The organism is Pseudomonas silesiensis (assembly GCF_001661075.1).
Lineage (GTDB): Bacteria > Pseudomonadota > Gammaproteobacteria > Pseudomonadales > Pseudomonadaceae > Aquipseudomonas > Aquipseudomonas silesiensis.
Genome location: NZ_CP014870.1, coordinates 5,560,436 through 5,574,202, shown reverse-complemented (window position 1 = coordinate 5,574,202; position 13,767 = coordinate 5,560,436). Strand labels below are relative to the sequence as shown.

Below are 13,767 nucleotides of genomic sequence, written 5' to 3'. Positions count from 1 at the left end.
CCTACAGGGTCTGACGCGGATTTTTAATCCTGCGGATCGACATTGTCCAGCGCGCGATTGACGGCCAGTTCACCCAGCATGATCACCTGCTGGATGCCCAACAGGGTATTGCGATGCGGGCCTTCGAGGAATCCGGCGAGGTCACTGGCCATGACACTGGCCGAGGCGAGGGATTCGGTGGCGTGAACTAATAGGGTTTCGGTGTTGATGTTGGGGGCAACGACGAATAGATGGCTGGGTGTGTGGGGCGGGATGGAGGCTTTTAGGGTGAGTGGTTTTTGGGGCGAGGTGATTTCTGCATCTGGCGGATTAGGTGATGGCTTTTTCATGGCAAATATCCTTAGAGACTAGGAGCTGCCACTTTTCGTTTTCCAGACAAAGGGTGGCAGCTGTACGCGGACTGGAAAAACCGAGAAGGATAGAACCCGGCAGACCCGAAGGTCTCCCACGTACAGCCGCCATGACTTACAACTACGAAGCAAAAAGCGCCGCATTATGTCATGTGCTGCAATCCAAATTCGGGTTTTCCAGACCCGGTCGCTGATTCGTCAGCGACCCCCAAAGCCTACCGATTTCGCTTCCCACCCGGCAACCGACAGAACGTGTCGGAAACATCCTAGGACACCACACCTTTTGTAGGAGCGAGCTCGCTCGCGAAAAACGCAAGGGCGCCGCGTGCATTCAGACTACCCGCGTCATCGTTGACGTCCTTCGCGAGCAAGCTCGCTCCTACAGTAATCGGTGGTCAGTACGCCAGTAGTCGGTGGTCAGTACGCCAGTAGTCGGTGGTCAGTACGACAGTAATCGGTGGTCAATTCGCCAACCGAACCCCACCCAGACTCCCACTCAACTCATACGCCGCCAGTTCCGCCTGATGCGCCGCCAATATCTCCGGCAACGACCCGCGCAAGTACTCGACCCAGGTCTTGATCTTCGCATCCAGGTACTGTCGCGACGGGTAGATCGCATACAGGTTCAATTCCTGGGAGCGGTAGTTCGGCATCACCCGCACCAGCGTGCCATTGCGCAGCCCTTCAATGGCCGCATACACCGGCAACACGCCAACCCCCATGCCGCTGGTGATCGCGGTTTTCATCGCGTCGGCGGAGTTCACCAGAAACGGCGAGCTATTGATGGTGACCATTTCCTGGCCTTCCGGGCCGTCGAAGCTCCATTTTTCCAGAGGGATCACCGGGCTGACCAGGCGCAGGCAGGCGTGGTTGAGCAGGTCGCTGGGTTTATGGGCGCAGCCGTTGGCTTTTACATAGGCCGGCGAGGCGCAAACGATGCTGTAGGTGATGCCCAGGCGTTGGGAGACGAAACCCGAATCCGGCAGTTCGCTGGCGAGGACGATGGACACGTCGTAGCCCTCGTCCAACAGGTCCGGTACGCGGTTGGCCAGGGTCAGGTCGAAGGTGACGTCCGGGTGAGTCTTGCGGTAGCGGGCGATGGCGTCGATCACGAAGTGCTGACCGATGCCGGTCATGGTGTGCACCTTGAGTTGCCCGGCCGGGCGCGCGTGGGCGTCGCTGGCTTCGGCTTCGGCTTCTTCGACATAGGCCAGGATCTGCTCGCAGCGCAACAGGTAGCGTTTGCCGGCTTCGGTCAGGGCAATGCGGCGAGTGGTGCGGTTGAGCAGGCGGGTTTGCAGGTGGGCTTCCAGGTTGGAGACCGCGCGCGAGACGTTGGCCGTGGTGGTGTCGAGTTGCACGGCGGCGGCGGTGAAGCTGCCGGCCTCGGCCACGTAACTGAAGGCGCGCATGTTTTGCAAAGTGTCCATGGGGTGCTCTCGGGTTCGATGGCAAATTGTGACACGAAGTTTCAGTGGCTGAGACCCCGACAAAGGGATTATCGCGTTAACGGTAACAAAGATTCGCAAGAATCCCGACTTATCGCCTTTCCCGCCGCACCCTAGAATTGCGCCTGCTTCTGTAGGAGCCAGGCTTGCCGGCGAAGAACGATGACGCGGTACAACAGATGCACCGCGTCATCGTTCTTCGCCGGCAAGCCTGGCTCCTACAGGGGCACCCTCTTCTTTCAGGAAATCGCAGCAGTGCCCCGTCGCATCAACAGAGCGCTAAAGACGCTCAGTGTTTTGGCTTTAACCCTGGCAATCAGTGGCTGCATCGGAACCGGAGGTATTGCCCCCCAGGGCAAGGCACTGGAGGCCGACTCACTGGCCACCGACGAAGCCATCCAGAGCGCTGCGCAGGACGCTCACTGGCCCACCGCGCAATGGTGGCAGGCGTATGGCGACCCGCAACTGAACCGTTGGATCGACCTCGCCGTGCAAGGCAGCCCGACCATCGCCATGGCCGCTGCCCGGGTGCGTCAGGCCAAATCCCTGGCAGGTATCGCGCAGTCCGCCGAGTCGCTGCAGGTCAATGGCGAGTCCACCCTCAAGCGCCACAACTGGCCCACCGATCAGTTTTACGGCCCCGGCGACCTGGCCGACACCACCACCTGGGACAACAATGCGGCGCTGGGCTTCAGTTACGCACTCGATCTCTGGGGGCGCGAAAGCAATGCCACCGAACGCGCCGTGGACCTGGCCCACATGAGTGCCGCCGAAGCGCGCCTGGCCCGGCTCGAACTGCAGAACAACATGGTGCGCGCCTACATCGAACTCTCATTGCATTACGCGCAACGGGACATCGTCGCCGCGACGCTGAAACAGCAGCAGCAAATTCTCGACCTCGCCCAAAAACGCCTGGACGGCGGCATCGGCACGCATTTCGAAGTCAGCCAGGCTGAAACGCCGTTGCCGGAAACCCATCGCCAGATCGATGCGCTGGACGAGGAAATCGCCCTGAGCCGTAATCAACTGGCCGCCTTGGCTGGCAAAGGGCCGGGCGAGGGCGCGCAGTTGCAACGGCCGACGCTGTCGTTGGGCGCGGCGCTGAAACTGCCGTCGTCGTTGCCGGCGCAACTGCTCGGACAGCGTCCGGACGTGGTCGCCAGCCGCTGGCAAGTGGCGGCCCAGGCGCGGGGTATCGATGTCGCCCATGCCGGCTTCTATCCCAACGTCGACCTGGTTGGCAGCCTCGGCTACATGGCCACCGGCGGCGGGGCGCTGGAGTTTTTGACCGGCAAGAAACTCAACTACAGCGTCGGCCCGGCGATCTCGTTGCCGATCTTCGATGGCGGTCGGTTGCGCTCGGAGCTGGGCGAAGCTTCGGCCGGGTATGACATCGCCGTGGCCAGGTACAACCAGACGCTGGTCAATGCGCTGAAGAACATCTCCGACCAGTTGATCCGCCGCGAGTCCATGGACAAGCAGAAAAGCTTCGCCGCCGAATCGGTGGCCGCCGCGCAGAAGACCTATGACATCGCGATGATCGCTTACCAACGCGGGCTCACCGATTACCTCAACGTGCTCAACGCCCAGACCCTGTTGTTCAAGCAGCAGCAAGTCCAACAACAGGTCCAGGCCTCGCGCCTCAGCGCCCATGCCGAATTGGTGACAGCGCTCGGCGGTGGGTTGGGCGCGGGTAACGACGTGCCGAAAGACAGCCAGACCGCCGCACCGAAAACCCCGGCCCTGCTTAAGAGCCTCTCGAATTGAACATAGTCCCTGTAGGAGCTGGCTTGCCAGCGAAAGCGGTGTGTCAGTTGAAACATGTATCGACTGACACACCGCCTTCGCTGGCAAGCCAGCTCCTACAGGGGATCTGTTTTCGCCGCATAAACCTCGTCCAATAAGCAGGATCTGATGACCCCCTTGCCCGCACCCTTGCGCTGGCTGTATTCCCTGGAATGGCGCCGGGGCTTTTTCGACTGGGCACGCAGCGATGGCGTGACCTGGGTGTACATTTTCAAAGTGCTGTTGGCGGCGTTCCTGACGTTGTGGCTGGCCATGCGCCTGGAATTGCCGCAACCGCGCACGGCGATGATCACCGTGTTCATCGTCATGCAGCCGCAAAGCGGCCAGGTGTTCGCCAAGAGTTTCTATCGTTTCCTCGGCACATTGACCGGCTCGGCGGTGATGGTTGCGCTGATTGCCTTGTTCGCGCAAAACACTGAATTGTTCCTCGGTTCGCTGGCGATCTGGGTGGGCATTTGCTCGGCTGGCGCGGCGCGTTATCGCAACTTTCGCGCCTATGGTTTTGTACTCGCCGGGTACACCGCCGCGATGGTGGGACTGCCTGCGCTGGCACACCCGGACGGCGCGTTCATGGCCGCCGTGTGGCGGGTGCTGGAAATCTCCCTGGGGATTCTCTGCGCCACCGTGGTCAGCGCCGCGATCCTGCCGCAAACCGCCAGCGCCGCGATGCGCAATGCCCTGTATCAGCGCTTCGGCGTGTTCGCCTTGTTCGTCACCGATGGCTTGCGCGGGCGCAGCCAGCGCGACGCGTTCGAAGCGAGCAACGTGCGCTTTATCGCCGAGGCTGTAGGCCTGGAAGGGCTGCGCAGCGTCACGGTTTTCGAAGATCCGCACATGCGTCGGCGCAACGGTCGGCTCAGTCGCTTGAACAGTGAGTTCATGGGTATCACCACCCGGTTCAACGCTCTGCACCAATTGCTCGAACGCTTGCGCAGCAATGGCACCGATCACGTGGTCGCGGCGATCAAGCCGGGTCTGCAGGACCTCGCCGAATTGCTCGACGGTTTCAGCGGGCGCGCCCTGACCAGTCCCGACGCCGCACGGCTGACATCTGCATTGACGAGTTACAAGGCAGACTTGCCGGCGAAAGTCCGCAGCCTGCGAGCGACGTTTCAGCAGAGCGATCCGAGCGACGCCGAGCAGCTGGATTTTCACACCGCCTACGAACTGCTCTATCGCTTCGTCGACGATCTGCACGGTTATGCACAGACCCATGCCTCCCTGGCCGATCACACCCATGAACGGGAACAATGGGACGAACCGTTCACCCCGCAAACCAACTGGCTGGCATCCGCCGCATCGGGGATTCGCGCGGCGTTCATTCTGGTGGTGCTGGGCAGTTACTGGGTGGCGACGGCGTGGCCGAGCGGGGCGACCATGACCCTCATCGCGGCGGCTACGGTCGGACTGTCCGCCGCGACACCGAACCCGAAACGCATGGCGTTCCAGATGGCTTGCGGCACCTTCCTGGGGGCGCTGATCGGCTTCGTCGAGATGTTTTTCATCTTCCCGTGGATCGATGGTTTTCCCTTGCTGTGCGTGATGCTCGCACCGGTGATTGTGCTGGGTTCGTTCCTGTCGTCGCGGCCGCAATACGCCGGTGTCGGTCTGGGTTTGTTGATCTTCTTCAGCACCGGTTCGGTGCCGGACAACCTCACCGTCTACAACCCCTACGCCTTTATCAACGACTACATCGCCATGGTGCTCGGCATGCTGGTCTGCGCCGCAGCCGGGGCGATCATCCTGCCGCCCAACAGCCGCTGGTTGTGGCGTCGGCTGGAGCAGGATCTGCGCGGGCAAGTGGTGTATGCGATCAGCGGCAAGCTCAAAGGCCTGGCGTCGGGTTTTGAAAGCAGCACGCGGGATTTGCTGCACCAGGCCTATGGTCTCGCCACGGGTCAGCCGCAGGTGCAACGGGACTTGCTGCGCTGGATGTTCGTGGTGCTGGAAGTCGGTCACGCAATCATCGAGTTGCGCAAGGAGCAGGCAATTCTGCCGGTGCATCCTGCCTACGCCGAATCGCAGCCGTGGCGTCAGGCGATCCGGGTGATGGGCCGCTCGCTGGTGCGGCTGTTTCTGCAACCGAGCCAGAGCAATCTGCAACGCGGGTTGATCGCCGTGGACCACGCCATCAGCCGCGTGCAAGCCACCGACGAACCCTTCGCCCCGCACTTCGACACTTCGGCATTGCGCCGGGTAAAGAGCTACCTGCACTTCATCCGCACCTCGCTGCTCGATCCGCAATCGCCGCTCGCGGCTTACGCCAGCACCCCGCCTCAAGGACTTGAACATGCCCCGTGAAATCGCCTTCCACGGCGTCTACATGCCGACCATGACGCTGATGTTCTTCATCGCCGCGGCGCTGGCCTGGGCGCTGGACCGATTCCTGTCCGGGTTCGATCTGTACCGCTTCTTCTGGCACCCGGCACTGCTGCGCCTGAGCCTGTTTACCTGTCTGTTCGGCGCCCTGGCGCTGACTGTCTACCGTTGACTCTCTATCACTGAAGAAGGCCTTGATGAAAAAGCTTTTCAGCCTGCTCGCCACCTTGCTGGTGCTGGTCCTCGCGATCTGGATCGGCCGCACCCTGTGGGAGCACTACATGAATACGCCATGGACCCGTGATGGCCGGGTACGCGCCGACATCATCAACGTCGCCGCCGACGTCACCGGGGAAGTGGTGGATGTACCGGTGCGCGATAACCAGTTGGTGAAGAAGGGCGATCTGCTGATGCGCATCGATCCCGAGCACTACCGCATTGCGGTGAAACAGGCGCAGTCCCTGGTGGCCTCACGCAAGTCGACCTGGGAAATGCGCAAGGTCAACGCCCATCGCCGTGCCGACATGGACAACCTGGTGATCTCCAGGGAAAACCGCGACGACGCCAGCAACATCGCCGACTCGGCCCTGGCCGATTACCAACACGCCCAGGCCCAGCTCGAAGCCGCACAATTGAACCTCAAACGCACCGAAGTGCGCGCCGCGGTGGACGGCTACGTGACCAACCTCAACGTGCATCGCGGCGATTACGCGCGCATCGGTGAAGCGAAAATGGCCGTGGTCGATATGAATTCGTTCTGGGTCTATGGCTTCTTCGAGGAAACCAAATTGCCCCACGTGCGAGTGGGCGATAAGGCCGACATGCAGTTGATGAGCGGAGAAGTGTTGAAAGGACACGTGGAGAGTATTTCCCGGGGCATCTATGACCGTGATAACCCTGAGAGCCGTGAGCTGATCGCGGATGTGAACCCGACCTTCAACTGGGTGCGCCTGGCCCAGCGAGTGCCGGTGCGGATTCACATCGATCAAGTGCCGGAGGGGGTGCTGTTGGCGGCGGGGATTACGTGTACGGTGGTGGTCAAGCAAGGCGATGGTGCATAACCGGTAGACCGAGTCGCGCCCATCGCGGGCAAGTCGAATCGTCGCACCGCCGCTCCCACAGGGATCTTTGGTGGTAATACTATCTGTGCCATCCAGCAGAACCTTGTGGGAGCGGGCTTGCCCGCGATGGCGGCGACTCGGTCTCAGAGCTGCCCCCTCAACCCGAACCGCTTCATCAACCCCGACTCCAGCAGCCCCTTGGGCACCAACCCCGCCAACAACGGCAACGCCCGGCTGCCATTGCCCAGGCGCACCAGCCTTGGCGGTTTGCCTTGCTGCACAGCCTTGAGCAAACCGGCGGCAAATTCACCCGCCGGGGTCGGGTTGTCCTGGGACGCCTTGGCCCGTGCCCGTATGCCTTCACGCAGGGGCCACCACGGCGATTGTTCGCTGATCAATTGCTCGGCTTCATGCCCGGCATTCCTGGCGAAACTGGACGCGATAGCCCCCGGTTGAACTTCCATGACGCGAATACCCATGGGCGCCAGTTCCATGCGCAGTGCATCGCTCAAGGCATGCACGGCGGCTTTTGACGCACAGTAAGCACCGGCGAATGGCGTCACCAGAACCCCGGACACACTGCCAATATTCACGACTAATCCTTTGGCGCGACGCAGCACCGGGAACATCGCGCGGGTCACGCCGACAATGGCGAATACATTGGTTTCGAACTGGCGCTGCATGGCCGGCACACCGCCATCGAGCAGCGGGCCCATCGCGCCGTAACCGGCGTTATTGATCAGCACGTCAAGACCGCCACGTTGCTGGTTGATCCGTTTGCCCAACTGTTCGAGTGCCGCGCCATCGTTGACGTCCAGTTGCACGGCGGTAAACCCGGCCGCCGCCAGAGTCGCGACGTCTTCAGCCTTGCGGGCGCTGGCCCAGACTTCGTAACCGGCACCTTTAAAGGCATCGGCCAGGGCGCGGCCAATGCCGCTGGAACATCCGGTAATCAACGCAACGGGCATGGCGCGGTCCTTGTGCAATAGAAAGGTGTGATGTGCAGGCGCGGGCGATCCGACCTCGCGATGAACGATAATGCGATCAGTCAGCAAAATTACCCTGCAAGCGCTCGGCGCGAAACTCCAGGGTTTGCGGGCGATAGCCGGGGCGCAATGGCGGGATCGGCAAGCAATCGTCCCAGCTTGCACCAGCCTGCAGTTCCCCAGGCCCACGATAGCGGGGCGCGGCGTATTGATTGTCGGCCAGGTTCACCGTATCGCCCGGCGCGTAAGCCGCAACACGCCAGCGCAACTCGGTCAGGGGCACGTCGTTGCCATTGTTCATGGTCAGCTTCAGCGGACGATCCGCCGGGCACTGTTCAGGCGCGTAGGTGATGCGCAACTCCAGCCTCGCCAGTTGCTTGACCTCGCGGTTGTCCGCCCAGATCACCCAGGTGGCCACCACGCCCAATCCGATGGCGGCGGCCACGGAGACAGGCAAGGCCTTGGCCGGATAGCGCAGTAACAGGATCAGCCAGGTGATGACCAGCAGGACGCCGATGAACATGACGCGAAACCTCGAGAGGGAGACAGTCATCCTACCCAAGCGCAGTCGCTATTGACCATTAAAAAGAAACGCCCTTGTCTTGCGAAAAGGGCGCTAATTGTTTCAGGGCTGTAGCGATGGTCAGGCGGTACTTCCGTCATACCGGTTAGTAATTTTCAAAGACTTGGGTGCCTCTTTGTAATAGTTGATGTAACACCAACCATTGCTGTTAGTAACAGTTTCGGTCGGAGGGCCATCTGACGACAGGATCGTTACCGGTACACGCGCTGCCGGCACCCCCGTAAATGTTGACGTTGCACGAATGCCATACCTCCAGTAACCCGCAGCCCCTCCCATCTCCTTAGGGCCAAACCTTTCAGTTATTTTTACTTTGTTATGCCCCAGAGACATTGGCAACGCTGAAGAGCTGAAATCCCACTCCTGTACCTTCAAGCGCACTGCAAAGTCGCCGTTATTACTGCTACCGACGCAATCCAGCGTCCAGCTGACTCCGTTTGCACCCACCTCTTGAGGCGCGTCCGGCCCAGGGCTCACAATGACCCCGAGATCCGCGGTTTCTTGAGTCAATTCCAGTGTCACATGTTTGCCAAGCAATGGACTGCCGCTTTTAGGCTGCACAATAAAGGTATGCGTCGCACCGTGGCAGGGATAGACCGGATCGCCTCCGAACGCCGCAGGGAACGTATCAAACTCAACATCCAGGGCTTGCGCAAAGTCTCCAGTTTCCACCCGCCCCGGCAACTGCCAGTCCGGCAGGGCAGGGCTGGTCAGGTTCAAGCCGAAAAAGCCGCTTTCCCGCGCTTCGGACACAATGGACCAACGTACGGGTTTCCCTTCCTCTACCGGCTGCGGCGCTCCCAGCTCCGGAACACATTTGAGGTCCAGTTCCGCCGCGCCCCACAGGTCCTGCAGCGTGACACTGGAGCCAATCAGCCGGCTGCCAGTGTTGACCCTCAGCTCCAGCTCACTGGATTTGCCCCTTAACAGAACCAGGTCTCCCATGGCCAAATCAACCCGTTCACCGTCCAGATAAAGCTGAGCTTCCTGCGCCCACGCGTCTTGCGCCAAGGCGGTCACTTCAAAGAGCTGTGTCATTACCACGCCCTGATTCGCAGTGGTGATATCGGCCAGCACTTCGTGTTTGCCGGCGGCGTCAGGCGTGTAGAGATAACGGGCCCAGCCTTGTTGGTCGGTCTCTGTCGTCGCGATGACGTCCTGCTCGCCGCTGATGCGCCATTCGACCGTCACTCCTCCGGCCACCGCACCGGTGTCACCCACTATTACCTGAACCCGCAACAGCGTGCTCTGTCCGGTGCCCACCACGGGCTGGCCGAGGACCGGGCCGGCGTCGCCAATCCCGAACAGAGCCTGGACGACTTTGAACTTGCGCGGTAGCGACCATTCAGAACTGTCACCGTCGTCTGTCTGCTTGACCTGAATGGAGTAATCACCGACGGGCCAAGCCTCCTTGGCCGTCCAGGTCCAGTTACGCCGGCCAACGATGGTGTCAATCAGGTTCTCGGGGTCATTCTCATGGCGCAGGAGTATGTGCCCTCGCGTTTCACCTTCGCCTCTGATCACAGGTTTACGCGGGGTAGACTGGCCATTTCCCGGCGCTTTGATCACGGGAATGCTCGGCGGCTCTTTTACGATGAACGGATGAGGTTCACTCCAGTGGGATTCCGGGCCATTACCTTTCTGTTTGACCTCAAGAGCGTTATCGCCAGGTATCAAGGGCGGATCGACCCTGAACTCGAGGATGCCATCGGCATCCGCAGCCTCTGAGTGCAGCACTGCTGCGTCCGCGAGCCGAACGGTTATCAGCGCAAGCGGCAGGCCGGTAACCTTGATGGTCGGACGTGTCGAGGTTTTGGTGTGTGCGTAAGGCAGCTCGAATCGGGGCGCTTCGGGTTTATCCCCTTCTTCGACAGTGAAGATGCATTCATCGCTTGGATCGGACGTCGCGCCGTTCACGGTTTGCACAACCGTGACCCTGTTGGTGCCCGGCGCCCATTCCTCTTCCGGCGTGAAGGTGCGGGTATCGCCTGTGGGACTGAAGAAGCCGGGTATCTCGGTACCTGTCGCACTGCGCATTTGCAGGGCGACGGTGCCGTTATAAACACCGGTAATGGTCAGTGGGTCATCCGCTGCGACGGGGTCGGTGGGAGCGGTGATCGATGGTTTGGGCGGTTTGACCTTGAAATTGCGAACACGCCCGAGCGCGTCGGATGACTGCCCGTTCAGGGTCTGAACGACAGGCATTGCGCACCACCCCGGAGGCAGGGGTTTAGTGACCCCGGACCAGGTGCCGTCGGGACACACTTCAGTGGATAACACTTCTTCTGTATCGACCGTTAGTGTCAACGTCGCGCCAGCGAGGCCGGTACCTGAAGCCGTCGTCGTAGGGTCGGTGACTTCCATATATTCAGGGTGATCGATTTCCGGAAGGGGCGGTTTCGCTGCAAATGTGCAAAGCTCGCTCGGGTCGGAAGTCATTCCGTTCACGGTTTGCACAACTTTGACCGTGTTGGTGCCCGGTGAGCTCGAGACGGCGCCGTCTTTCGAGGAAACCCAAGCGTGGACCCCGCGCAGCGACGTATTCTGGAATTGTGCCTACGGGTTCGAACTGGGCACCCGGCGCCTGTGCCGACAGGTGCTGATGTTCCATCATTTCCCCAGCGAATTGGGGGAAACACCGGTGCTGGTTCAGCGCCTGTTACTGGAATTCAGGGCCAGCCCATTGGGCTACAGTCACCTCACGGCCGCCCACGTTCAGGCTTATGACGGCCTGGGCCAGGTCGAAAGCCGACCGCCGATGGAGTTCAGCTATAACGCGTTCGACCTCGACCCACCGCACCGGGGATTCACGCAGTTCCCGGACATGCCCGGGCTCAACGATGGGCAGCAATACCAGATGGTGGACCTGTACGGCGAAGGTATGCCCGGAATGCTGTGTCGATATGACCAGGCCTGGTACTACCGCGAACCCTTGCGCAGCGCGCAGGGTGGCGACGGGGTCGGTTACAGCGACTGGAAACGGCTGGAGTCTATTCCAGTGGCTGACAGCCGCCAGCCCGCTCACCAGTCGCTGACCGACCTGACCGGCGACGGCAAGCTGGACTGGCTGATCGCCCGGCCAGGGCTGAGCGGATTTTTCACGCTCGACCCGGACCGCAACTGGTCCGGTTTCGTGAGTTTCGATGCGTTCCCCAGCGAGTTCTTTCACCCCATGGCGCGCATGGCCGACCTGGTCGGAGATGGCCTGAGTGACATGGCGCTGATCGGTACTCGCAGCGTGCGCCTGTACGCCAACCGTCGCTCAGCAGGATTTGCCGATGGCATCGATGTGCCTCGCCGGGGAATATCGGCCGAGCGGGATGAAGATGATCTGCCGCTGCTGAGCAACACGCCCACCGAACTGGTGGCTTTTGCCGATGTGATCGGCAGCGGACAGCAGCACCTGGTGCGCATCCGTTACAACGAAGTCAAATGTTGGCCAAACCTGGGCCATGGGCGTTTTGGCAAGGGCTTCAAATTGTGTGCCTTACCTTTTGCATACGCCGAATTCAATGCCTCACAGGTGCTGCTGGCTGATCTCGATGGTTCGGGTGCGGCCGATCTGATTTATCTGGAACCCGATCGCCTGCGGGTGTTCATGAACCATCCCGGTCACGGCTACGACAACCACGGCGGGAATGGAAAACCCCCGACCTCCGTCGATCTTCCCTGGCCAGAAGGTGTGAGGTACGACAGGCTCTGCCAGGTCAGCACGGCCGACCTGCAAGGGCTGGGTTGTTCCAGTCTGATCCTGACGGTGCCCCACATGACGCCTCGGCACTGGCGTTACGATTTCGTTGAGGCCAAGCCCTATCTGCTTAACGGAACCTGCAACAACATGGGCGCCAGCAGCAGCGTGAGCTATCGCAGCTCGGCGCAGGAATGGCTGGACGAGAAGCAGGAGCAAATTGATGATGGAGTGGAACAACCTGTCTCTCATCTGCCGTTCGCCATGCATCTGGTGAGTCGACAAACCCAGGTCGATGACATCACCGGCAACCGACTGACCCAGGGTTTCAAATACCGAGGCGGTTATTACGACCGTTTCGAACGAGAGTTTCGGGGCTTTCACCTTCTGGCACAGACCGATACGGAAGGTACGCATGCCGAACGCGCGAGCACCGGCTTCACCGCACCGATCCTGAGCAAGACCTGGTTCCATACGGGCGAGTCCGTGGAGGGATCGAGGGACGGTTACTTCGCGCTCGATCCTTCAGCCATTGCGCTCAGACCGACCTTGCTGCAGAACTACCACTTCAACGACCGCACCGCGCAGACACTTCTGTCACCCAGCGAGCAAACCCGCCGCGAAATAGCCCGTGCCCTGAGTGGCAGGGTATTGCGCACCGAAGTCTATGCAGCGGATGACGATCCGGTCACTGCCGTGCCCTACACCGTCAAAGAGCATCGCTATCTGGTGCGCGTGTTGCACCCCAGTGGTACGTATCAGCCCTATGCCGTACTTCAGCCCATGGTTCTGGAGTCGATCGATTATCAGTACGAGCCCCTCTCCCTCATCGTTTTTGAGCCTGTCGTAAGCGCTCAGCGCAACTTCGTCCAGTTCCGCCATTTCCACATACGCGGGTAACGCTTCGAACGTCGCCTTGCCCGGGGCCAGGACCTGACCGCTGATGGAGTCCATGTAGCGCTGCAAGGACAAACCCGTCAGCGTCGATTTTGCTGCCCATTCCCCGCCTTCGTTGAATCGCTCGAGAATGGTTTCATGATGAATGGCGTTCGGGCTCAACGCGGCTTTGTTCTCCAGCACCAGTGCATTGGTGCGCTGCTGGTATGGCAGGCCGAGGCGCCAAGCCTGAGGATTCGGTGCATCCTCGCCGAGGTGGTGTATGTGGCGCACTTTGGTTTGCGTCAGATACCAGTGTTGTTGAGCGGGGTCATGGGCATCCCGCCACCAGGTTTTCTGGAAGTCGTCACTGAAGGGCGGCGGGTCGTCGGCAGTTTTACGCCTGGCGTAGTGCACGACGACACCATGGATGACGTTGCCGTACTCGTCCCATTCAAGGTTGAGGCTGTGCTGGCACAACGGGTCGTCCGTGAAGACCCGCCTTTCAACCTCAAGGAAAAGCTTGAAGAGGTGGGTTACCACATCATGGAGCTGTTCCTTCCCGACGGGGAAACGGGGCGCCTGAACCCGGAGGATGCCAAAGACTACTTGTGGTCCGTCTACCGAGGCTTCCCCGTTTACCATGGGTTGGA

General features: G+C 60.7%; 10 protein-coding genes and 1 pseudogene. 5 read left to right on the top strand and 6 right to left on the bottom strand.

Annotation, left to right across the window (positions count from 1 at the left end; genetic code table 11):
- Positions 1–23: 23 nt before the first annotated feature.
- Positions 24–329, bottom strand: a complete 306-nt coding sequence (locus tag PMA3_RS24720; RefSeq protein WP_064679647.1) for a DUF6124 family protein — start codon at positions 327–329, stop codon at positions 24–26.
- A 482-nt stretch (positions 330–811) separates the two neighbouring features.
- Positions 812–1,780 (bottom strand): LysR family transcriptional regulator, encoded by a 969-nt coding sequence (locus PMA3_RS24715; protein WP_064679646.1) that lies wholly within the window; start codon positions 1,778–1,780, stop codon positions 812–814.
- Positions 1,781–2,053: 273 nt separating this feature from the next.
- Here PMA3_RS24715 and PMA3_RS24710 point away from each other — a divergent pair, with 273 nt between their 5' ends.
- From PMA3_RS24710 to PMA3_RS24695, 4 genes are all read left to right on the top strand, one after another.
- Positions 2,054–3,565: an efflux transporter outer membrane subunit gene (locus PMA3_RS24710; RefSeq protein ID WP_064679645.1), complete on the top strand. Its 1,512-nt coding sequence runs from the start codon at positions 2,054–2,056 to the stop codon at positions 3,563–3,565.
- A 147-nt stretch (positions 3,566–3,712) separates the two neighbouring features.
- Positions 3,713–5,905, top strand: coding sequence for an FUSC family protein (locus PMA3_RS24705; protein ID WP_064679644.1), 2,193 nt, complete (start codon positions 3,713–3,715; stop codon positions 5,903–5,905).
- Complete coding sequence (locus PMA3_RS24700) at positions 5,895–6,095, top strand: DUF1656 domain-containing protein (RefSeq protein ID WP_007896379.1); 201 nt, start codon at positions 5,895–5,897, stop codon at positions 6,093–6,095. The genes PMA3_RS24705 and PMA3_RS24700 overlap by 11 nt, the downstream gene beginning before the upstream one ends.
- Before the next feature lie 25 nt (positions 6,096–6,120).
- Positions 6,121–6,984: an efflux RND transporter periplasmic adaptor subunit gene (locus PMA3_RS24695; RefSeq protein WP_064679643.1), complete on the top strand. Its 864-nt coding sequence runs from the start codon at positions 6,121–6,123 to the stop codon at positions 6,982–6,984.
- A 143-nt stretch (positions 6,985–7,127) separates the two neighbouring features.
- Here PMA3_RS24695 and PMA3_RS24690 read toward each other — a convergent pair whose 3' ends face one another.
- The 3 genes from PMA3_RS24690 to PMA3_RS24680 form a co-directional block, all read right to left on the bottom strand.
- Positions 7,128–7,952 carry an SDR family oxidoreductase gene (locus tag PMA3_RS24690; RefSeq protein ID WP_064679642.1) on the bottom strand — a complete coding sequence of 275 codons (825 nt, stop codon included), beginning with the start codon at positions 7,950–7,952 and terminating at the stop codon, positions 7,128–7,130.
- A 76-nt stretch (positions 7,953–8,028) separates the two neighbouring features.
- Positions 8,029–8,493, bottom strand: coding sequence for a hypothetical protein (locus PMA3_RS24685; RefSeq protein WP_064679641.1), 465 nt, complete (start codon positions 8,491–8,493; stop codon positions 8,029–8,031).
- A gap of 120 nt (positions 8,494–8,613) precedes the next feature.
- Positions 8,614–11,007, bottom strand: a complete 2,394-nt coding sequence (locus PMA3_RS24680) for a hypothetical protein (protein ID WP_152032283.1) — start codon at positions 11,005–11,007, stop codon at positions 8,614–8,616.
- A gap of 10 nt (positions 11,008–11,017) precedes the next feature.
- Between PMA3_RS24680 and PMA3_RS33460 the strand changes: the two genes are divergently transcribed.
- Entirely contained in the window at positions 11,018–13,138 is a 2,121-nt protein-coding gene (locus PMA3_RS33460; RefSeq protein WP_476748392.1) for a toxin TcdB middle/N-terminal domain-containing protein, read from the top strand.
- Positions 13,139–13,405: 267 nt separating this feature from the next.
- Here the strand turns inward: PMA3_RS33460 and PMA3_RS33280 are convergent.
- Positions 13,406–13,759: pseudogene (locus PMA3_RS33280) on the bottom strand (toxin TcdB middle/C-terminal domain-containing protein); the annotation flags it as partial.
- Positions 13,760–13,767: the final 8 nt, after the last annotated feature.